At 37.5% G+C, this 20,805-nt stretch carries 19 protein-coding genes, 1 other RNA gene and 2 pseudogenes; 12 read left to right on the top strand and 10 right to left on the bottom strand.

The annotated features are described in order from the left end of the window. Nucleotides 1-64: 64 nt before the first annotated feature. Nucleotides 65-442, top strand: coding sequence for a winged helix-turn-helix transcriptional regulator (locus tag N4G44_RS16200; protein WP_474928373.1), 378 nt, complete (start codon nt 65-67; stop codon nt 440-442). On the opposite strand, the gene N4G44_RS16195 is transcribed toward N4G44_RS16200, so the two are convergent. From N4G44_RS16195 to N4G44_RS16180, 4 genes are all read right to left on the bottom strand, one after another. Then, on the bottom strand, nt 432-854 hold the full coding sequence (locus N4G44_RS16195; RefSeq protein ID WP_474928372.1) for a DUF1801 domain-containing protein: 423 nt from the start codon (nt 852-854) through the stop codon (nt 432-434). The two genes, N4G44_RS16200 and N4G44_RS16195, sit on opposite strands and share 11 nt — an antisense overlap. A gap of 243 nt (nt 855-1,097) precedes the next feature. Then, nucleotides 1,098-2,084, bottom strand: coding sequence for a hypothetical protein (locus N4G44_RS16190; RefSeq protein ID WP_474928371.1), 987 nt, complete (start codon nt 2,082-2,084; stop codon nt 1,098-1,100). After that, nucleotides 2,081-2,323, bottom strand: coding sequence for a hypothetical protein (locus N4G44_RS16185; protein WP_474928370.1), 243 nt, complete (start codon nt 2,321-2,323; stop codon nt 2,081-2,083). Before N4G44_RS16185 ends, N4G44_RS16190 begins: the two co-directional genes overlap by 4 nt. 37 nt (nt 2,324-2,360) lie before the next feature. Continuing rightward, the gene (locus N4G44_RS16180) at nt 2,361-4,403 is read right to left on the bottom strand and encodes a M3 family metallopeptidase (RefSeq protein WP_474928369.1); all 2,043 of its coding nucleotides are present in this window, start codon (nt 4,401-4,403) and stop codon (nt 2,361-2,363) included. A 258-nt stretch (nt 4,404-4,661) separates the two neighbouring features. Here N4G44_RS16180 and N4G44_RS16175 point away from each other — a divergent pair, with 258 nt between their 5' ends. From N4G44_RS16175 to rimM, 5 genes are all read left to right on the top strand, one after another. Continuing rightward, nucleotides 4,662-5,192, top strand: a complete 531-nt coding sequence (locus tag N4G44_RS16175; RefSeq protein ID WP_474928368.1) for an SRPBCC family protein — start codon at nt 4,662-4,664, stop codon at nt 5,190-5,192. A 162-nt stretch (nt 5,193-5,354) separates the two neighbouring features. Further along, nucleotides 5,355-5,804: a hypothetical protein gene (locus N4G44_RS16170; protein ID WP_048502430.1), complete on the top strand. Its 450-nt coding sequence runs from the start codon at nt 5,355-5,357 to the stop codon at nt 5,802-5,804. A gap of 70 nt (nt 5,805-5,874) precedes the next feature. Next, complete coding sequence (locus tag N4G44_RS16165) at nt 5,875-6,393, top strand: nitroreductase family protein (RefSeq protein WP_474928367.1); 519 nt, start codon at nt 5,875-5,877, stop codon at nt 6,391-6,393. A 132-nt stretch (nt 6,394-6,525) separates the two neighbouring features. Beyond that, the gene (locus N4G44_RS16160; protein WP_111956448.1) at nt 6,526-7,089 is read left to right on the top strand and encodes a 30S ribosomal protein S16; all 564 of its coding nucleotides are present in this window, start codon (nt 6,526-6,528) and stop codon (nt 7,087-7,089) included. An 11-nt stretch (nt 7,090-7,100) separates the two neighbouring features. Continuing rightward, the gene (gene rimM, locus N4G44_RS16155) at nt 7,101-7,643 is read left to right on the top strand and encodes a ribosome maturation factor RimM (protein ID WP_474928366.1); all 543 of its coding nucleotides are present in this window, start codon (nt 7,101-7,103) and stop codon (nt 7,641-7,643) included. A gap of 122 nt (nt 7,644-7,765) precedes the next feature. Here rimM and N4G44_RS16150 read toward each other — a convergent pair whose 3' ends face one another. From N4G44_RS16150 to N4G44_RS16140, 3 genes are all read right to left on the bottom strand, one after another. Further along, complete coding sequence (locus tag N4G44_RS16150) at nt 7,766-9,412, bottom strand: serine hydrolase domain-containing protein (RefSeq protein ID WP_474928365.1); 1,647 nt, start codon at nt 9,410-9,412, stop codon at nt 7,766-7,768. A gap of 66 nt (nt 9,413-9,478) precedes the next feature. Beyond that, entirely contained in the window at nt 9,479-10,282 is an 804-nt protein-coding gene (locus tag N4G44_RS16145) for a helix-turn-helix transcriptional regulator (RefSeq protein WP_474928364.1), read from the bottom strand. Between the two features lie 82 nt (nt 10,283-10,364). Next, nucleotides 10,365-11,210: an XRE family transcriptional regulator gene (locus tag N4G44_RS16140; RefSeq protein ID WP_474928363.1), complete on the bottom strand. Its 846-nt coding sequence runs from the start codon at nt 11,208-11,210 to the stop codon at nt 10,365-10,367. A gap of 106 nt (nt 11,211-11,316) precedes the next feature. Between N4G44_RS16140 and N4G44_RS16135 the strand changes: the two genes are divergently transcribed. The 5 genes and pseudogenes from N4G44_RS16135 to rpoN all read left to right on the top strand — a co-directional run bounded on the left by N4G44_RS16135 (nt 11,317) and on the right by rpoN (nt 15,820). Then, a complete protein-coding gene (locus tag N4G44_RS16135; RefSeq protein WP_474928362.1) occupies nt 11,317-11,889 on the top strand; it encodes a hypothetical protein in 573 nt (190 codons plus the stop codon). Continuing rightward, complete coding sequence (locus tag N4G44_RS16130; RefSeq protein WP_474929008.1) at nt 11,880-12,008, top strand: LA_2272 family surface repeat-containing protein; 129 nt, start codon at nt 11,880-11,882, stop codon at nt 12,006-12,008. Before N4G44_RS16135 ends, N4G44_RS16130 begins: the two co-directional genes overlap by 10 nt. Before the next feature lie 3 nt (nt 12,009-12,011). Then, nucleotides 12,012-12,641, top strand: a complete 630-nt coding sequence (locus N4G44_RS16125) for a hypothetical protein (RefSeq protein ID WP_474928361.1) — start codon at nt 12,012-12,014, stop codon at nt 12,639-12,641. 110 nt (nt 12,642-12,751) lie between these two features. Further along, nucleotides 12,752-14,198, top strand: a pseudogene (gene asnS / locus N4G44_RS16120) (asparagine--tRNA ligase). Nucleotides 14,199-14,356: 158 nt separating this feature from the next. Next, nucleotides 14,357-15,820, top strand: a complete 1,464-nt coding sequence (gene rpoN / locus N4G44_RS16115; protein WP_474928360.1) for an RNA polymerase factor sigma-54 — start codon at nt 14,357-14,359, stop codon at nt 15,818-15,820. Between the two features lie 305 nt (nt 15,821-16,125). Here the strand turns inward: rpoN and N4G44_RS16110 are convergent, their stop codons facing one another. From N4G44_RS16110 to N4G44_RS16100, 3 genes and pseudogenes are all read right to left on the bottom strand, one after another. Beyond that, entirely contained in the window at nt 16,126-17,754 is a 1,629-nt protein-coding gene (locus N4G44_RS16110) for an AMP-binding protein (RefSeq protein ID WP_474928359.1), read from the bottom strand. Nucleotides 17,755-17,812: 58 nt separating this feature from the next. Beyond that, complete coding sequence (locus N4G44_RS16105) at nt 17,813-18,487, bottom strand: beta-carotene 15,15'-monooxygenase (protein WP_474928358.1); 675 nt, start codon at nt 18,485-18,487, stop codon at nt 17,813-17,815. Continuing rightward, nucleotides 18,480-18,970, bottom strand: a pseudogene (locus N4G44_RS16100) (RNA polymerase sigma factor). The gene N4G44_RS16105 and the pseudogene N4G44_RS16100 overlap by 8 nt, the downstream one beginning before the upstream one ends. 354 nt (nt 18,971-19,324) lie before the next feature. Here N4G44_RS16100 and rnpB point away from each other — a divergent pair. Continuing rightward, an RNA gene (rnpB, locus tag N4G44_RS16095) (RNase P RNA component class A) lies at nt 19,325-19,648 on the top strand. Nucleotides 19,649-20,805 lie beyond the last annotated feature (1,157 nt).

Here is a 20,805-nt window from a genome sequence, read left to right as displayed (position 1 = left end):
TTCAGCAAGCATTTTGTTCTGTACAATAACGAACAAAATTGTGAGCCGTTAAAAATGAAGACTTATGCGTAAAGAAAATTCAACCCAGGCGATAAATGAACAGTTTTTATTTCAGGTTTGTGAGCTCAATTCAGCGGTAGCAATGATTAGCGGCCGTTGGAAGTCGCAAATTGTTTATTCTATTTCACAGGGAAATAACAGGTTTCATTTATTAAAAAAGGAGTTGCCCAATATTTCCGAACAGGTTTTAGGGCGGCAGCTGAAAGAGCTGGAAACTCATGCAGTTATTGTCAAGAAAGAAATTCCTGAAACGGTTCCTCCCGGAATTAAGTACGTTTTAACGAATAAAGGCCTGGATTTAATTCCTATTTTGGAAAGCCTTTGCGACTGGGGGAAAAGCTATGCCGAGGGTAAAGAAATTTCGGTTTGTCCTATGTCGTGATCAACCGATCCCGTATAGCTGTCCTAAGTGTTTCAATATTAATATCTTCCAGCTTTTTGAATTTTATACAATATCCGGTAACGCTCGCTTTGCCTACAGTTTTTCCATACGTTTCCGCTAAATATTTCTTATCATCAATACCGAGAATATAGACTGAAATTCCGGTGGTATTAGCACTAATACCAATCTGATAAAACGCTCTGGTCTTTCCACCGGCATATTGTATAGTATAATGTCCGTAGCCAATATTGGGATTGGAAACAGTTTTGCCTTCATCATCTTTACCATCCAGAAACCATAGCTGGCATGTCGGATTTATTTCCAGAATGCTGCGGTGCAGTTCCAGCATATCATTGCGTTTAGACTCCGGCTGGCTATTGATGTATTCTGCGATCTGTTCCTGTTGGGTCATATAAAATTTGGTTTTAATATGGCTAAATTTAGATAAAACGAATTAACATTGACTTTCTACGAAAATATTGCGAAAATTTCCAAAGTGAAAACTTTTTTATTCAGTTGTTATTTTCAATAAAAATAATTAAACCAAATTATCACAACATTTATGTAGTAAAAAAGAAAACGGTAAAAATTCTAAGATTTTTACCGTATAATATTGTTTATTAATTCATTTTCAAAATAATAAATATGTTTAGGTTTATATTGTACCCCATTTAAGATAGAATGCAAAAAAAGGATCAGTAATATGTAGTTTTTTTTCAATGTCATCAAAATCAATTACAGGAGCAGAGCTTTCATCTGTGGCAGCAATTTTTGACATAGTTTTTAAAACTCTTGCAATTTCGTGTATTTGTGGCATTTGGGTCGAAATTACTTCTCGAATAGCTTGTCGAAGTTCTTCATACTCTATACTCACTAATCCAGGTTTAATATGAGCTAATGCTTTTAAAATTAAACCATAAATGTCTACATTTTCCCCGGTTTTTAATTCTCTTTGAATTCTATCAGTTCTTTGCCTAGGTCCTCTCATTAATTTTTCAAAAATTGGACGTCCTATATTATCTGCAATTTCAGCAAAAATATTTTCTGCATCATTTCTTTGTATCTGTTGCCCTAATGATAATTTTTTTGAAATATTTCTACAAAATTCTTGCATTAAATGTGGACTTCCCACAGCTTCTTCAGAAAGGTAATTAATTAAATCCTCATCAATTGTCTGATTAAGAAGTGGAAATCCTTTAACAGCTATAAAAGATAGCTCTTCATTTGTCCACATTGGTATTTGAACTTGTGAAATCCTACCAGTCATTTCCTTTTCAACTTTCATTGCATCAAATCTTTTATGCGGAATTGCAATAACTAAAACGGGGATTCCGTCAAAAATAGAAGCTTTTAATGCTCTTATTATTGTACCTTGTATTGTCCTATCTATATAGTGAAAATCATCTATTATTAACGGTAGTTTAAAAGTTTCTAAGCCTTTTATAGCTGATATTTTTGTACTTACTGTTTTTGTACGCAAATTTATTGTTCCGGATTTTTCATTCTCATTGAGTTGAGACTTTACGGAACCTTCAACAATCTTAATTCCTGCTTTAAATGAGCCTTCAGAAGATGATCCACTAGATGTTTCTTCATTGATTGAAAAGCTTTCAAGCTGATAATATTCTAGCTTATCAATCAAAGCATTCCAAAAATCTTCTTCAGTTTTGATAGATCCTCCGTCAATCCAAATTGAATCTTCTTTGGGGAAAATCTTTTTGTTAGTACTGTTTTTCCTGATTTTGTTTGGCCGGTTATTGTCACGAGTTTACATAAATTATTCCTCGTTTCTTCAATTTTTTCTTCTAGTTGCTTCTCTTCTCTTGGATTGTATGTGTATTGAGGAAATCCTCCTGGCACGAAAACATCTGAGTATTTCATAATTATTTATTAGTATATTTTTGATTATTTATAATATTTATCCGAATGCTCTCTTCAGCAGGCTTTCCACTTTAGGTTCGCCTCCCCTGAAGCTTTTATACAGTTCCATAGGGTCTTTTGTTCCACCTGAAGAAAGAAGGATTTTGTATTTTGCTGCCGTTTCAGGATTGAAGATTCCGGTTTCTTTAAAATACTGGAAAGCATCTGCATCCAAAACTTCCGCCCATTTGTAAGAATAATAACCTGCAGAATACCCGCCCTGGAAAATATGGGAAAAACTTGGACTCATGGCTGTTTCAGGATTCACAGGATAAAGGGAGGTTGCTTTGGTATATTTATCTTCAAAAGCTTTCACGCTCTCATTCGCCAGCTCTCCGACTTTTGTATGGTAGTTCATATCCAGAAGTCCGAATCCAAGCTGTCTCATCGTTTGGTAGCCTTCCATGAAATTTTTCGATTGTTCGATCTTTTCAATCTTTTCGTCAGGAAGTACTTCTCCGGTTTTATAATGTTTGGCAAAAGTCTTTAAAAACTCAGGCTCATAGCAGAAATTCTCCAGAAACTGGGACGGAAGTTCCACGAAATCCCATTTCACAGAGGTTCCGGAAAGATTTGGATATTGAGTGTCAGCCATCATTCCGTGAAGGGCGTGACCAAATTCATGAAACAAGGTCGTTACTTCCTGGAAGGTCAGTAAGCTTGGCGTATCTTTCGTCGGTTTGCTGAAATTGCACACAATAGAAATATGCGGACGGGAGTTTTCGCCGTCTTTTTTATACTGGTTTTTATAGCTCGTCATCCAGGCTCCGGCTCTTTTGCCTTTTCTCGGGAAATAGTCAACATACAGTAACGCTTTGAACTTTTCTTCTTTTACACCGTCCGTCTCAGCAGTTTCGAAAACTTCATATACCTTCACATCCTCGTGGTATTTCGGAATATCGTTCCTTTCCACAAAACGCAGTCCGAAAAGCTTTCCTGCCAGGCCAAAAACAGCATCCTGTACCTGGTTCAATGGAAAATAAGGCTTCAGCTCTTCGTCATTAAAATCATATTTCTGTTTACGTAGTTTTTCAGCATAAAAAGTATGGTCATAGCTTTGCAATTCGTCTATTCCATCAGCTTTGGCTAAAGCTCTGAGTTCTTCAATTTCTTTATCTGCATACGGCTTTGCTTTCGTTAAAAGTTCATTTAAAAAATCAAAAACTTTTACCGGAGATTTTGCCATTCTTTCTTCCAGAACGTACTCTGCATAATTTTTATAGCCTAATAATTCAGCTTTCTGCTGTTTCAGCTGCAGAAGCTCCTTGATGAGTTCCTGATTATCGAATTCTCCGCCGTCAAAAGATTTTTTACCGCTGGCCAGAGCAATTTCCTTTCTCAGCTCCCTGTTTTCGGCATAGGTCATGAACGGAATATAACTTGGATACTGTAAAGTAACTACCCAGCCTTCCAGTTCCCTTTCTTTAGCTTCTTCGGCATACTGGTCAAGGATAGCCTCCGGAATTCCGGCCAGGTCCTCTTTATTGGTAATATGTTTGAAATAAGCATTGGTAGAGGCTAAAACATTCTGCCCGAACTGAAGGGACTTCAAAGAGAGATCCATATTGATCTTCTGAAGTTTTTCTTTGTCTTCCTTATTCAGCAGGGCGCCGCTTCTTACAAAACCTTTATACGTTTCATCCAGCAGCATTTCCTGCTCCTCATTCAGCTTATATTTTTCCTTTTCATCGTATACTTTTTTGATTTTGCTGAAAAGATCTTCATTCTGGGAAATCTTTGAGGAATACTCAGTTAAAAGCGGAGACACTTCCTGGGCGATTTTTTGAATTTCGTCACTTGTCTCAGCAGAATTCAAATTGAAAAAAATATTGGAAACCACATCAAGCTGTTCCCCGGAATAAGCCAATGTCTCAATGACATTTTCAAAAGTCGGCGTTTCAGGATTACTGACAATGGCATTGATTTCATCTTCAGATTGTTTGATCAGTTCCTTGAATGCAGGAAGAAAATCTTCATTTTTAATGCCGGTAAACGGTGCTGCGTGATATGGTGTATTAAATTTCTCGGTTAAAATATTCATTTTTCGGTTTTTGATAAGGTAAATTTAATGATTCAATGGGAATCACAGCTGAAATACACAAAAATAATGCCCGGATATCCAGATGTGACAAAAATACTTTAACTTTAATATCTTGTCATATGAAAAGCAGCGATGTGGGTGGAATGACTAATTTTGAATAATAATAAACCACAAACATACCAGATTAAAGAGTGATGAATTCATTTTAATGGTTTTTGTGGTAAAAATGTAAAAAAATAAACTTAAAATATCAAAACTATGAAAACACTCTTAAAAATTCTTGGCGTAATCATTCTTTTACTGATAGTATATGCAGTTATTGCCATGCTGGCTTTCAGTAAGAATTATCACTTTGAAAAATCCGTTGTAATCAATGCCCCGAAGGAGAAAGTATGGCAGCATGTAGGTTCGCTGAAGCAATATAATATCTGGGATCCTTTTTCCAAGGCAGATAAAGATATTGTGATCACTTATTCAGGGGATGGCGACAAAGTGGGAGATTCCTATCACTGGAAAGGAAATGACAAAGTAGGAGAGGGCGAGCAATCGATCACCGAAATCGTACCTGGCGAAAAAATGGTGACCAAGCTTCATTTCATCAAACCTTTTGAAGGTGACGCGGTTGCAAAATTTATTTTGACGCCTGAAGGAAACGGAACAAAAGTTACCTGGGCAATAGACAATGAGCTGAATACCATGATGAAGATTATGAAGCCGATGATGGATATGAATATGAATAAAATGTTTGACCAGGGACTGGGAGATCTTAAAAAGCTTGCTGAAAAGTAAAAAACATAAGCCTTGTGGAAACACAAGGCTTTTTTATTACATTTAATCAATAACCGATCTTCTGTAAGAGTAATTTTAAGAATTACCGGCCGGTTTTTATGAAGAATGAAAATATCAATTATTATTTTAAAAAATTATTATCTTTATGTAAAGATTAGATTCATGGAGAAGATCGTATTTGAGAAAAGTGATATAAGAGATTACGTAAAAACGGTAATTTCTGAAAAAATAGAAAAGCTTAAAAATTTTATCGAGTTTACCCTGGAAGCCAGCCGTGATATTAAAAAGACTCCAAAATATGACAGCATGAGGGAGGAGATGCAGGAGGAAATTTACCAGATGCAGCGTCAGTTGGGAGCTTTGAATGATCTTAAAAGAAATATGTCAAAGGTTCTCAATACCTCTACGGAAAAGATACAGCTGGGTTCGCTGGTGATTACGAATAAAGCCCGTTTCTATATTTCGGTTTCTTTAGGAGAATTCTTTTATGAGGGCGACCGGTTTTACGCCATTTCCCCTGAAAGCCCTATGGCCAAAAAGATGATGGGAATGAAACCCGGCGCTGAGTTTACCCTGAACAAAATTCACCAGAAAATTATAGAGGTCATTTAGTATTGCAATAATATCAACTATTAATTATTCTTAAAGTAATGCATTCAATTACATATTGTAAATTTGCAGTATGAATCATGCAGAAATTTTAAAACAAATCATAGAGCAGAGAAGAAGCATCTTTCCAAAAGATTATTCTGACAGGGAGATATCTCAGGAAATCCTTGATGAAATCCTACACTCAGCAACCTTAGCTCCTAATCATAAGCGTACAAAACCATGGCGTTTTAAGATTTTTAAAGGAGAGGAAAAAGCAAAATTAGCTTCAGAAATGCAGGCTATTTACAAAGCCACACAACCCGAACACACTTTTTTGGAGAAGAAATACCAGGATATCGGTTTCAAAATCAATAAAGCAGATGCCGTAGCTTCTATTGTGGTCAATTTCAGCGGTATGGTTCCCGAATGGGAAGAAATTGCTGCTGTTTCCATGGCAGTACAGAATATGTACCTTACCTGCACAGCGAATAATATCGGTTGCTACTGGAGCTCTCCCGCTATTGTAAACCAACTTAAAGAATCTTTAACCATTGAGGAGAACCAGAAATGCCTGGGACTTTTTTATATGGGAACTCTGGCGGAAGAATAAATGAATAATTATGATACGGGATAGAAAAAATCAACAAATTATCGTATCAACTTATTAACATATCAGAAAAAGTATTATCTTTGCACTCTTAAATATTTAACTGGGACGAGTTCCCATAAAATTCACAACATTATGTCAGTAAAAATCAGATTACAAAGACACGGTAAAAAAGGTAAGCCTTTCTTCCACATCGTGGTTGCAGATTCTAGAGCTAGAAGAGATGGTAGATTCATCGAGAAACTAGGAACTTACAACCCAATTACTAACCCTGCAACTATCGATTTGAACGTTGATTCTGCTGTAAAGTGGTTAAACAACGGTGCTCAGCCAACTGATACTGCAAGAGCGATCCTTTCTTATAAAGGTGCCCTTTACAAAAAACACTTACAAGGTGGTGTTGCTAAAGGAGCTTTTGATGAGGCTGAAGCTGAAAAAAGATTCAATGCTTGGGTAGAATCTAAAGAACAAAAAGTACAAGGTAAAGTAGAAGGTTTATCTAAAGCTCAGGCTGACGCTAAGAAAGCTGCTTTAGAAGCTGAAGCTAAAGTAAACGAAGCTAGAGTTGCTGCGGCTGCACAAGCTGAGGCTGATGCTAAAGCTGCTGAAGAAGCTGCTAACGCACCTGCTGAAGAAGTTGCTGAAGCTACAGAAGGAGAAGCTCCTGCTGCTGAAACTGAAGAAAACACTGAAGCTTAAGAAAACCCTGTATGCGTAAAGAAGATTGCTATTTACTAGGAAAAATCACGCGCAGACACGGCCTTGCGGGAAATGTGATCCTTAAACTGGATACCGATCAACCCGAGCTTTACAATAAATTGGAATCAATATTCGTTGAGATCAACGGATTATTGGTTCCATTTTTTATTGCCAAATCATCATGGAGCAAAAATGATGCTCTGAATATTGCCTTCAAAAACTCCACTGAAGCATTGGTAGACCAATCCTTAGGGAAAAATGTTTACCTGCCGCTGGCAAGCCTTCCAAAACTTTCCGGAAAACAGTTTTACTATCATGAGATCATCGGTTTCGATATTCTTGATGAAAATGATAAAGATTGTGGTGTCATACGATCTGTAAACGATCAGACTGCCCAAAACTATTTTGTAACCAATCTGGACGGAAAAGAAGTAGTGATCCCAATCATTAAAGACTGGATCCTTGAGGTGAACAGAGACGAAAGGTTCATCAAGATGCAGCTTCCGGAAGGACTTATCGATGTCTTTTTAGTGTCTTCTAAAAAAGACGAATAATTATTTTTCAGATAACAGATCTGAAATTTATCTCTTATTTCCCCAAAACATTTTCCTGTTTAATTAGTTGATAATATGCACATCCAGCATTTTATTACTCATTACCTATCACTCATTACTTATTACTCATTAAACATGGCTGGAAGCAAATATTCCTGAACGATTTTATCCGTCTGTATGTGGGCGTAAGGTTTGTTATAAGCTTTTGCCGTAACTACGATTACAACAGGAATTTCTGTGAATATGATAATTTTGTTTCCCCCGTTTCCACTGGATTGATAAGCTTCATAGCTGCGGTCTCCTACTTTGTACACTTTGCGCCAGAATAAATAGCCGTACCCTTCAAAATCCTTATCATTAGTGAAATAATTGGTAAAAGATTTTTTTATCCAGTTTTTGTCGACGATATTTTTGCCGTTCCACAACCCATTATTTTTATAAAGCTGTCCGAATTTGGCAAAGTCAAGTACCCGCATCCGCAGTCCGCCGGCCAGAGAAGGTTTCTGTTGCGGAGTAAACTGCCATTTGTAATTTGTAATTCCCAGAGGTTGAAATAGCTTTTTCCCAGCATAATTTTCCAGACCTTTTGGAAGTGTTTTGTCTAAAATGTCTCCGGTCAGCACAACACCTGCAGTAAAATAACTCCATGTTTTTCCGGGTTTATTTTGTGTTACAGGCAGATCCAGGGCAAATTTCACCCAGTTTTCAGTAGGATACATATTTTCTTCATTTCCGGGAGAGCTTTCATCCGAATCATTTCCGTCAAATCCGGAACTCATGGTAATCAGACTCTTTATCGTAATGCTGTCCTTTGCCGAGGAATAATTTTTGAACTGTTTCAGGTCATAAAACTCCTTCAGCGTTTGGTTTTCACTTTTAAGATAACCGTCTTGAATTGCAATGCCGGCCAATGCAGAGGCAAAAGATTTTCCGACTGAACGGGTGTCCTGCAAAGAATCCCTTCCGGAGTTGCTGAAATATTCTTCCAGAAGAAGCTTTTCATTTTTAATAACCGCAATGCCGGTGATCTCCCTGAACCTGTTTTCTGCAATTTTTCTGTTTAAAAGTCTGATTTTCTCTTCATTCAGCTTTTCACCGGAAACCTTCCATCCGCTGTTGGGCTGTATTTTTTGAACGGCAATCTGCTGCCCCGGAATATTTTTATGAGGTATTTTTAATTGAATTTCTCCCGCTGCAATCAGATTTCCTGTCTTTAAAGCCGGATTTTTCAGGTAAGGTTTGATTTCAATTCTTAAAAGATGATTTCCCTCTTCCAAAGCATCAATTCCTCCATTTCCAAAGTAAAATCTCATCCACATATACCTTCCCCAGGAATCTTCATTTTTTGAGCTTAATAAAGGAATTCTGAAAGTGGTTTTCTTCTTTTTGTCGTCCGGGGTTCCGGCTCCGGTATTCAGATTTTCAGTGTAAATTAATTTTCCGTCAACGTAGAAACTAAACTGATAATTTCCCTTTTTAAGCAGTTCATCGGAAGTTAAAGAAGGATCAAGCTGATGTAAATAATTGACTAAGGAATTGTCCATAAAAATACGGATATCAAGATTCTTATCTTCCTGAAATTCTGTAGCAGTAATAAGGTCGGATTCTTTTAACTGGTCTAAGGGAACGGTTTTGTCCAGAAAAACAATTTTATTGAGGTATTTTTTCTGTACAGGGTGTACAATGGGTTCAGGATCTGTACTATTTGTGGACTGTCCCAAAGAAAATCCGGAAACAAGGAATAAGGTAACCAGCAGAAGAGATTTCATGTTAATGTTTTATATAAACAAAAATATGAATTGGTTCTCAGTAAAAATAGAATGAAATTAACATCTTTATTTTTTCAGAAGGTTTCTGTACTGCAAAGGCGTAATCCCTGTATTTTCTTTAAAAGACCTGATAAAATGACTTTGGTCTGTAAAACCGCATTCAAGGGCTGTTTCAGCTAAAGACAAATCGGTATTGAGAAGCTTCAGAGATTTATTGATCTTCAGTTTTCTTATATAAACGCCCAAGGTACACTGGAAATGTTTATGAAAATCCCTGCTTAAATGAACCGGGTGAACATCCAGAATCTTTGAAAGCTCTGTAAGGCTAATTTTTTCTGTAAAATTTTCGTGAAGTATTTCAGTAATCTTATGAGTCCATTCCGGCTTTTTATCAGAATTCCGGCTCTTTTCAGATAATTGGCTGAAAATGTCAAGTAAAAGCTCATGAACAGAAAGTTCAGATGATGGATCATTGATTTTTGCTTCTTTAAAAATCCTGTACATCAACAATTTTAAAGCAGGATCTTTCAAATTAAAGCTTCCTTCCACAGCTTCTTTTGAAATCTGAAACTTTTCAAACCAGCTTTCAGTAATTTCCAGATGAAATCCTCTCGTAAAAATTTCAGGCTTAATATTATAATGTGCATCTTCCCAATGATGATAGAGTAGTGTTCCTGCCTGGCAATCGTAAGTTTCTTTTTTGTTGCCTTCCGTCATATTTCCCTGCAAAAGAAATGTGAAATAAGCATTTTCATGATAGTGCCAGTCCACGTACGGATGCGTATATTCCGTATCCGTAATGGTTAACCCATCAAAACGAAGCGTTTCATTGGTCTTTCCAAAAAATTCACCATTATAGAGGCTTTTCATAGTATCATTTTTTGTTTTAAAGATTCAATCTGGTTATACATTTTATTGAAAAATATTTTTCTGTCACGGTTTCCCGACGTGTTCAAGGATTTTGAATTTTTAATCTGGTGTTCAAAATAATTCTGAGTTTCACCACAGGTTTTTGCATCATTAACCAGAATATACCCAAACATATTAGTAGGTATGGCAAAAAGCGACTGTTGCGGATGATGAAAAAAATGTCATTGGAAAGGTGCATCAGCTCATTTTCATAGAGGTGGAATTTTGGATTGCTTTCCGTTTTGTGCTCAATGTATTTTATCAGTTCTTCCAGTTCTTTCAGAATAATTTCAGCCTCATTTTTTTGTAAAAGTCCGGTTTCAAAATAAAACAAAATTTGCTGCAAAATACTGGAAATGGTTCTGTCATTCCACAGTTCCACCACATTTTGGGCTTCGTATTTTTTTCTAAGCTCCTGAGTGTTAGCTTCAAAATAAGGTGGTGAAAATTGCAGAAAAGGAATGAAGACCTGCTTGGAGTTCAGTAGATTCATCCAGACATAAATTTTAAAACGGGAAAGCAAAGTATCCGAAAGCGTATAGAAAAAAGGAATGTCCTTCGCAGAATAATAAATCGTCATCTCATCAGAAAGAGGAAGATTTTCAAAGATGCTGAGATTATTCTGAAAGAAAGACTGCAGGTCTTCCGTATTGTTTACTGCGGAGGTCTTCTGAACTACAAGCTGCCGGTCCGAAGTGATGAATTGGTTGAGGGAAATCTGATAATATTTTGCCAGTTCCAGTGCTTCTTCAAAGCTGAATTTTGCCTTTAGTGACGTTCTTCTGTGTGCTGCATCATAACTTATATTGAGGATGTTGGCAATCTCATCATTCAACGATTGTGTTCCGATTTTCCTGCGGATTTCCTTAAGTAAAAGTTCCTGATACATGGTTTTGTGATTTTCACAAATGTACTTCTTTATTTTAATTTTTTTCCGCATTCGGATTTGTGCTTTTCACAGATAATTTTGATTCATCATTTTAAAACAAAGCGTTATGAAAATAAAATTTTTCTTGATCATCAGTCTCTTTGCGGGAGGCATTATCTGTGCTCAGGACAGTGTAAAGGTTGAAAAAATAAAATCAAAAATAATCTCATTCACACCTAAGAGCAAAATGGAAAACACAACCGGAATCAATTTTGGCGTAATGGATGACTACAAAACCCAGAAGATCAATGGTATTAATCTCCAGGGGAATCCTCTTTCCGTTATTTATCTTCTGCTTCCACATGCGGTGGAAGTTCCCGGTGACGAAGCGGCAACGGTCTCTATCAATGGTTTACATATTTCAACAGGAGGAATGACGGATGCTAAAAAACTGAATGGGCTGGGAATTTCGATGTACCATATTGCCCAGGTAACCAATGGATTTACGGTGAATGGATTTAATAATAATTCCGGTAAGCTTAACGGGCTGCATGTTTCTTTTCTCAATAATTCTGCGCGGGAAGGCCACGGACTTTTAATTTCTTTCAGCAATACGGCAGATACTTTTGGGGGCGCCCAGATCGGAATTTATAATAACACCCAGGTGATGAAAGGGTTCCAGGGGGTGCAATCAATATAAGCAAGCAAAACAAAGGGGTACAGATTGGTTTGGTCAATAAGACACATGAAAATAAAGGACTTCAGATCGGTTTCTGGAACAAAAACAACAAAAGAACACTGCCATTAATTAATTTTTAACCTATGAAATCCTATATTTTTTGTCTGCTTTTATGCTGTATACAGATTGCAGCACAAAGTACGGAAGCTGGTCAGAGATATAAAAAATCACTCATCGAAGCCGGTGGTTATATGAATTTTTCCTCTGAAAAAGTAAAACAGAGCCCGGGATTTTATATAGGGTATTGGTATCAGTATCCTGTTGATGAAAATAAGTCCCATTTAGAGATAGGTGGAAATTTCGGTTACAGTTCAAGTATCTATGATTTTGATTACGGAAAAAGAGGAGCATTTTATCACATACATTCCAGGGAATTCATACTGAATCTTGGAGGCAGGCTGGTGAAAGAATATACTGCCGGAAATACCAGGATAGAGTGGGTGAGTGAACTTAGTTTCCATAACCTGTTCTTTGATGGAAAAACAGTTCCGGATGAACCCGAAACTGAAGATGATGAAAATACCATCAATATTAGTATAGATGCGGAAAGCATTGCTACTCTAAAGTTCGGGCAGGGGATAAGGTTATGGAAAAATAATATAGGAATTGGGATACAGGCTTCATATATGCCTTACAGACTCTGGTACAGGAATACGGTTCCAAAAGGTTTTAACTCTTTTTCCGTGGAAACAGGAATATATTTTAAGTTTTAGATCTAATATTTGATAATGGTTTTTTAAAAAGATGGCGTAATCATCAGGTTACGCTGTTTTTTTGTAACTTTGCCAACGTTAATTTTTAAACGAAAATTTATAATCAACAAATGAAAAAGCAAACGATTAAAGAAATCCTGCAGGATTACAAGAAAGTATTACATCATGACATTACGGTTTACGGTTGGGTAAGAACATTCCGTGCAAATCGCTTTATAGCACTAAATGATGGTTCTACGATTAATAATTTGCAGATTGTTGTTGATTTTGAGAATTTCGATGAGGAGATTATCAGTAAGATCAGTACGGCTGCCTCTTTAAAGGTAGTAGGTGAAGTGGTGGAAAGCCAGGGAGCCGGGCAAAGTGTTGAAATCGTAGCGAAAAAGATCGTTATTTTAGGAGATAACTTTACAGAAGACAGGGACAAAACGATCCTTCAGCCTAAAAACACTCACTGGAAGTTTTAAGAGATCAGGCCCATTTAAGATTCAGAACGAACTTATTCGGGGCGGTTTTCAGAGTGCGTCACGCGGTAAGCTTTGCCGTGCATTCATTCTTTAACAAAAACCAGTTTTTCTACATCAACACCCCTGTAATTACCGGAGCTGATGCTGAAGGAGCAGGAGAAATGTTCGGAGTAACGAACTTTGACCTGAACAACATCCCAAGAACAGAGGATGGTGAGATTGATTTTGCACAGGATTTCTTCGGAAGAAAAACCAACCTGACGGTTTCCGGACAGCTTGAAGGGGAAACTGCAGCAATGGGATTGGGAAGAATTTATACATTCGGGCCTACTTTCCGTGCTGAAAATTCGAACACAACAAGACACCTTGCGGAATTCTGGATGATAGAACCGGAAGTGGCATTCAACAACCTTGAAGATAACATCGATCTTGCGGAAGATTTCTTAAAATATGTAATCCAGTACGTTCTTGACAACTGTAAAGACGATCTTGAATTCCTGGACAAACGTTTTGAAGAGGAACAAAAATCAAAGCCGGAAAAAGACAGAGCAAAAGAAGGTCTGATCGAGAAACTTCAGAATGTAATTGCCAAGCGTTTCAAACGTGTGAGCTATACGGAAGCCATTGAGATCTTAATGAACTCAAAAGAAAATAAAAAGGAAAATTCCAGTATCCGGTTGAAAACTGGGGAACGGATCTTCAGTCTGAACATGAAAGATTCCTGGTTGAAAAGCATTTTGAAAGCCCGGTTGTATTGTTCGATTATCCGAAAGAGATCAAAGCTTTCTATATGAAACTGAACGATGACAATAAGACCGTTGCAGCAATGGACGTTCTTTTCCCTGGAATCGGAGAGATCATCGGAGGATCGGAAAGAGAAGCAAGATTAGACGTATTAAAACAGAAAATGGCAGATATGCATGTAGATGAACACGAACTTTGGTGGTACCTTGATACCCGAAAATTCGGTTCTGTACCACATGCAGGATTTGGTTTGGGATTGGAAAGACTGGTTCTTTTCGTAACCGGAATGACCAACATCAGAGATGTGATTCCTTTCCCTAGAACGCCGAAAAGCGCTGAATTCTAGAACAATAAAAAAGCCTTAATGTAAAAATTAAGGCTTTTTTTATTTTCCAATAGTTTATTATGTTGAAACTATAATGCAAAAATCATGCTAAATGTGTTTTTTTTCAAATTAATTCATTAAATTCGTAGAATATGTTATGTTAAAACACAAAGACTAATATGCTTAAACAACACTTACAACTCAAATTAGGACAGAAGCTGGCCCCTCAGCAGATCCAGTTGATGAAGCTTATCCAGCTTCATACATTGGAATTCGAAGAGGAGCTGGAAAGGGAGTTAGAAGAAAATCCTGCTTTGGAAATTGTAAAGGAAGATTCCAAGGAAGATGATTACTCTTCTATTGAAGATGCTTATCAGGACGAAGGAACCGATAGTATTGAGACAGATTTTGACGTCAACGAGTATATCTACGATGACGAACCTAACTATAAAACCGCATCCAGCAACTATTCTCCGGACGATGAAGAGTTCGATAATGAAAGTCTTCTTACTGAAGGCCAGTCATTGTATGATTACCTGCTGGAGCAGATCCACCTGGTAAATATCAGCGAAGAAGATGTAAAAATTGCTGAATATATTATAGGGAATTTAGATACAGACGGATATTTAAGAAGGGAGATCAAAGCTATTGTTGACGATCTTGCCTTCTCTCAGGGAATTTATACCACGAAAGAAAAGGTAGAGGATATCCTTGAAAATTATATCCAGAAACTGGATCCGCCAGGCGTTGGAGCAAGAGGCCTTCAGGAGTGCCTACTGCTTCAGATCGAGAAGAAGGTAAGCTCTGATAAAGCGGTTTCTCTCGCTGCCAATATTTTAAGACATCAGTTCGATGCGCTTACCAATAAGCATTACAACAAGATTATCCAGAAATATGATATAGAAGAAGATGATCTTAAAGACGCGTTAGATGAAATTTCCAAGCTTTCGCCAAAAGTAGGAGGGAATTTTGATACCCAGACCATCACCATCAACCAGGAAATTATCCCGGATTTTGTGATCCAGGTGAAAGACGGAATAGTGATTCCGATGCTTAACAGCAAAAATGCTCCGACTCTAAGGGTTTCCGAAGAATATAAGGATATTTTAACTACATATTCCCACGATAAAAACTCTTCTGAACATAAGCAGGCGGCATTATTCATCAAGCAGAAGCTGGATGCTGCGAAATGGTATATTGATGCTATTAACCAGCGTCAGAATACCCTGTTGCAGACGATTACAGCCATTGTGAAATTTCAGAAGGATTATTTTATCACCGGAGACGAAAAATCTTTGAAACCAATGATCCTGAAAGATGTTGCAGACATTACCGGATTCGATATTTCTACCATTTCGAGAGTTGTAAAAAGCAAATATGCCGATACTCCGAACGGAATTGTTTATCTGAAAGACTTATTCTCTGACAGTTTAACGAATGACGACGGTGAAGAAGTTTCTACCAAAGAAATAAAGACCCATCTTCAGGAAGTAATCGGGAAAGAAAACAAAAGAAAACCTCTTACCGATGATGCGCTGGTGGTGATGCTGAAAGAACAAGGTTATAATATTGCCAGAAGAACAATTGCAAAATACCGTGAACAGCTTAATATCCCGGTAGCAAGATTGAGAAAAGAACTTTAAAAAGTTATACAATATAGATAAAAAGCCCGGCATTGCTGGGCTTTTTATATTTCTTGAAAATAAAATAAATCAGTTTAATTAACAAATGAATCTGCTCAATCAGCTAAATCCACGAGAATTTTTTAACGCAAAGCTTTACTATAATCATTGCCTATTTTAGATGAGTTAAGAAGGATCAATTTCATTGATCTGACTAAGCGGTCGTTTTAACCGTATAGCTTAATCAAAGGCGTAGCCGTATCCTTTGCTTTTCTTCAAATTAACGTATTTAAAATAAAACTTTGCGTTATAACATAAAGCATCAATTAAGAACGTTGTTTCAATGCATCCAGTTGTAATTCTTTAATAGAAATCTCCCGCATTTCCACTTTCCTTATTTTTCCTGAAATAGTCATAGGAAATTCATCTACAAACTTCCAGTATTTAGGAACTTTATAATGAGCAATTCTTCCCTTGCAGTATTCCAAAAGCTCGGTTTCCGTTACATCAAATCCTTTCCTGACCTTTACCCAGGCCATCACTTCTTCTCCAAATTTCTCACTCGGAACGCCAATGATCTGAACATCCAGGATATTCGGATAGGTATACAGAAAATCTTCAATCTCTTTAGGCGAAATATTTTCTCCACCTCGGATGATAAGATCTTTAATTCTTCCGGAAATGGTGATATAGCCTTCGCTGTCCATTACTGCCATGTCCCCGGTGTGCATCCAACGGGCATCGTCCAGTACTTTTTTGGTATTTTCAGGATCATTCCAGTATTTCAGCATGACGGAGTAGCCTCTGGTGCAGAGCTCGCCATGTTCGCCCCGCTCCAGAATCTTTCCGTTTTCATCTATAATTTTGATTTCAAGATGATCCTGAACGGTTCCTACGGTGCTGACCTGTTTTTCCAGCGGTGTACCTATCAAAGTTTGGGTAGATACAGGAGACGTTTCTGTCATTCCGTAACAGATACTCATTTCTTTGATATTCATCAGGCTTTCTACCTTTTTCATGATTTCAGGAGGGCAGACGGATCCGGCCATCACCCCGGTTCTTAAATTTGAAAAATCGTAAGTATCAAAATCCTTGACTGCAAGCTCAGCGATAAACATCGTCGGAACCCCATATAAAGAAGTGCATTTTTCTTCGGAAACTGTTTTTAAGGTAATATCCGGATCAAAGCTGTCATTAGGGATCACCATACATGCGCCGTGGGTGGTACAGCATATGTTTCCGATGACCATTCCGAAACAGTGATAAAAAGGAACAGGAATGCAGACGCGGTCTTTCTCCGAATATTTTAAGCGTATACCGATGAAATAGCCATTGTTTAAAATATTATGATGGGAAAGGGTAACGCCTTTCGGGAAGCCTGTCGTCCCGGAAGTATACTGAATATTTACAGGATCATCGAACTGGACATGTTCTTCAAAGCTGTGAAGTGTATCATCCGAAATGTTCTGGCCGTTGTTCAGAAAATCTTCCCAATTGTCATCAAAGAAAATTTCATGTTCCAGGCTGGGACATACTTCTTTTGCATATTCTACCATTTCCTTATAATTGCTTGTTTTAAAGCTTAAAGAAGAAAACATCATCCGGATGCCGGATTGGTTGATGACATAGGTAAGCTCGTGTGTTCTGTAAGCCGGATTGATATTGACTAATATCGTGCCTATACGGGCTGTGGCATATTGCAGCAATACCCATTCATACCGGTTTGAAGACCAGATGCCGATTCTGTCTCCTGCTTTGGCTCCTGAAAAGATTAAAGCCTTTGCAACAGCTGTTGTCTGGTTATAAAATTCCTGATAGGTAGCCCGGTAATCCTGGTGAACACAGACTAAAGCTTCTTGGTTTGGATATTTTTCAACGGTCTTTTTAAGATTTCCCCCAATGGTTTGTCCCAACAATGGAATGTGGGAAGCTCCATGGACGTAAGATAATGGCATAGTTTAAGATTTGGTGGAATAAAATTAATGAAAAATCTTGAACTGCTGCCTGTTTGTATTAATTTTCCTGAGAATCTATCTCTCTGAGCTGTTTTAAATTTCTGTCCAGTTTTCTGATGATAATTCCATACACAAGCCTGTAGTAAAGCCAGATCAGGAGTACGCACAGTACAGTACTTACAATGATGCCGATAATAACAATAATCAGGTTGGAATTGTCCGGCCGCACATTCTGGGAATTCAGTGCGTAGAAAATAAAGGCTGTAAACACAAAGGTAAAAGCAACGAGAAGGGCAATGCTGATCAGGATAAAAGCGTTGACTGTTTTCTTGAATTTGATGATTCGTATGATGAGAACCTTGAGGTTTTCTTCGATTTTTATTTTGCGATAATTTTGGTAGAATTTTAAGACAAAATAAGCGGTAATCAGCAGGCTTAAGATTTTTATAGCCAAATAAGCATGATCAAAATTAGTTTCTATTTCAGGAGCTTTCTGTGCCCCCAGCTTTTCCAGTATTTTACGGAAGCTATCCGATTCCTCATCCTGAAAGAAATAGAATAATCCCAAAACAGAAAAGAATAAAAATTCCACCACGCTGATCCAGAAAATATACTTCACATAATTGCGCGATTTTTTGTTCAGCATCTGAAGGATTTCATTGCTGTCGTATTTCGGTTGAACAGGCTGCTCCTGCCATGTTTTCTTAAAGCTGTCTAAATCAAAATCAGGCATATTTTTGCATCTGTTCTTTAAGGGTTTTCTTTAATCTGTTCATTTTCACACGTGCATTAACTTCGGTAATCCCGAGGTTTTCAGCAATATCCTTATAAGGCAGGTCGTCAAGATACATCATTACAATGGCTCTTTCTATGTTGGGAAGGGTTTTGATCACGGTATAAAGAAGCGAGATCTGCTGCTGCTTTTCGTCATCATCCTCTACAAAATCTTTATGGTTGATGTCCAGCTCGTTCGTAGGAAGGCTTTTGCTTTTTTTCTGAAAAGAGTAATGGCTGTATTAAGGGCTACGCGGTACATCCACGTAGAAATTTTAGAATTTCCTTTAAAAGAGTCGTAGCTTCTCCAAAGCTGGAGCACGATCTCCTGAAACAGATCTTCTTCATCTTCAAGAGAATTGGTGTACAAGCGGGAAACTTTAATAATCAGGCCCTGATTATCCTTAATAAGCTGCGCAAATTCTTTTTCTCTGGAAGTCATAGTTATATAATGGCACGAAGATAATAATAATGTGTTGATTTGTTGATATGATGAGGGAGTAATTTGATGCGATGATACGATGATGTGCTAATGTGATGATTTGGTGATGTGATGATTTGATTATGATAAGCATTATTGAATTTATTGGTCAGTTTTAATATTTAATAGGAATGGGCTTTAGCCCATTTAACAAAGAAAAAGACATCATCCGGCTTAGCCAAACCCGAAAAATCACTCCTCATAATCTGAAACATTTATCACACCGCAACATTAACACATTTGCACATCAACAAATCAACACATCGTCACATTAGCACATCATCACATCAACAAAAATCCGTATCTTTGCAACCGCGAGAAAATCGGCTTGTTGATTCCTGTTTCGGCAGGGGTAGGAAAGTCCGGACACCATAGAGCAGCAAAGCGGATAACATCCGTCACCCGTGAGGGTAGGACAAGTGCAACAGAAAGCAGGTACAGTTCGGCTGTAGTGAAACCAGGTAAACTCTTTGCGGTGCAATGATAAGTATATCGGTTCTTTTCAGTAATGAAAATAGGGGCGGCTCGTCCTGAAAGCCGAGGGGTAATCAGCTCAAGTCTTGCAGCAATGCAAGACGCAGATAAATAACAGGCACTTCTTCGGAAGAACAAAATCCGGCTTACAGATTTTCTCGTGATTTTTATTCAATACAACTTTTTAAAATAAAATAGCAACAAATTTGCTAAATCCTTGCTGAAAGGGCGCTTGAGAGGATTTTGAAAAAGGAGGTAATGAATTAGTAATGGTACTTACTGCGTTGTTTTACAATACACTTCCTTGTAACTCGTTATCAAAGATATAAAAATTTCAATACACTTACAACCGGCTCTATTCAAAAAAGGAACGCAGACCACTGTTTCTTTGTATTTCTATGGTATAATTCGGGTTAGAAAATGTCTTGTTTGCTGATTGGGCTTTAAATCGCGAGCTATTTATTGTTGGAAGCAATCGTAGTTATTATAATTACTGCTAATCTAACCGTACATATTTAAGGGCTTCTAATAGCACCAAGCATCCTGATATTGCCATTTCAATGTCGCAAAGCAGAACATTGAAAATTTTCCACCATGGCTTTTACCGCTTGGATTACCCCGATAAGCAGACTCTCTAATGCTGACGGACCGGGCTATCCGCTATATCGTTTGCGCCCAAAAGAACGCTCAAAAGGATGCCGCTTCTATTTGAGAAGGTAAATTCTGTTATGGGAGACTTAGTAAGCTTCATTGGTATAAGCAGATGATATTACGCCAATCTTTCCTCCCGGATAGCCTCTGTCTTATGTTGATGATTACGAATAGCTACCGAAAATTAACCTCCAAAAAGAGGTAAGAAAATAAAAATTGCCACTGAATGGGGACATTGCTAAAATAAATTTCTACATCTTTAGAAAAAAATAGCAAAAACTTACTATTTCTGATTTTACTAAACATTCCATTCAATATTTAACTTTGAAAGCATCCACGCTTCAGGCGTGGCTTAGCCCACTAACGCTATGCACACACATCTGATTACGCTGCTTAATAAAAGAATACAGGATGCTATGATCCGGTTTTCAAGACTGCCAGGAGAAAATTTCTACCTGCACGACAGCTTATGTAATCATTATTATACAACTGCAAATTGTTTATTGAATACTACATCAGCTTGTTCAAAACTTTTAACTTCCTTCCCTCAGAGCCTAACCAATATTTAAAAAGGCAGTTACTTATAAAACATTATCTCAATGATCTGCCACAACTGACTAACAGTACCATTGATAAAAAAAATACAGGAAATAATTCAAAGTTCCATACAG

Source organism: Chryseobacterium sp. GTID13 (assembly GCF_056172655.1).
This window is presented reverse-complemented; position numbering and strand designations above follow the sequence as displayed.

Coding starts and splice junctions, on each gene's coding strand:
- N4G44_RS16200 (WP_474928373.1), top strand. CDS start 65: ATGCGTAAAGAAAATTCAACCCAGGCGATAAATGAACAGTTTTTATTT.
- N4G44_RS16195 (WP_474928372.1), bottom strand. CDS start 854: ATGACCCAACAGGAACAGATCGCAGAATACATCAATAGCCAGCCGGAG.
- N4G44_RS16185 (WP_474928370.1), bottom strand. CDS start 2,323: ATGAAATACTCAGATGTTTTCGTGCCAGGAGGATTTCCTCAATACACA.
- N4G44_RS16180 (WP_474928369.1), bottom strand. CDS start 4,403: ATGAATATTTTAACCGAGAAATTTAATACACCATATCACGCAGCACCG.
- N4G44_RS16175 (WP_474928368.1), top strand. CDS start 4,662: ATGAAAACACTCTTAAAAATTCTTGGCGTAATCATTCTTTTACTGATA.
- N4G44_RS16170 (WP_048502430.1), top strand. CDS start 5,355: ATGGAGAAGATCGTATTTGAGAAAAGTGATATAAGAGATTACGTAAAA.
- N4G44_RS16165 (WP_474928367.1), top strand. CDS start 5,875: ATGAATCATGCAGAAATTTTAAAACAAATCATAGAGCAGAGAAGAAGC.
- N4G44_RS16160 (WP_111956448.1), top strand. CDS start 6,526: ATGTCAGTAAAAATCAGATTACAAAGACACGGTAAAAAAGGTAAGCCT.
- rimM (WP_474928366.1), top strand. CDS start 7,101: ATGCGTAAAGAAGATTGCTATTTACTAGGAAAAATCACGCGCAGACAC.
- N4G44_RS16150 (WP_474928365.1), bottom strand. CDS start 9,412: ATGAAATCTCTTCTGCTGGTTACCTTATTCCTTGTTTCCGGATTTTCT.
- N4G44_RS16145 (WP_474928364.1), bottom strand. CDS start 10,282: ATGAAAAGCCTCTATAATGGTGAATTTTTTGGAAAGACCAATGAAACG.
- N4G44_RS16140 (WP_474928363.1), bottom strand. CDS start 11,210: ATGTATCAGGAACTTTTACTTAAGGAAATCCGCAGGAAAATCGGAACA.
- N4G44_RS16135 (WP_474928362.1), top strand. CDS start 11,317: ATGAAAATAAAATTTTTCTTGATCATCAGTCTCTTTGCGGGAGGCATT.
- N4G44_RS16125 (WP_474928361.1), top strand. CDS start 12,012: ATGAAATCCTATATTTTTTGTCTGCTTTTATGCTGTATACAGATTGCA.
- rpoN (WP_474928360.1), top strand. CDS start 14,357: ATGCTTAAACAACACTTACAACTCAAATTAGGACAGAAGCTGGCCCCT.
- N4G44_RS16110 (WP_474928359.1), bottom strand. CDS start 17,754: ATGCCATTATCTTACGTCCATGGAGCTTCCCACATTCCATTGTTGGGA.
- N4G44_RS16105 (WP_474928358.1), bottom strand. CDS start 18,487: ATGCCTGATTTTGATTTAGACAGCTTTAAGAAAACATGGCAGGAGCAG.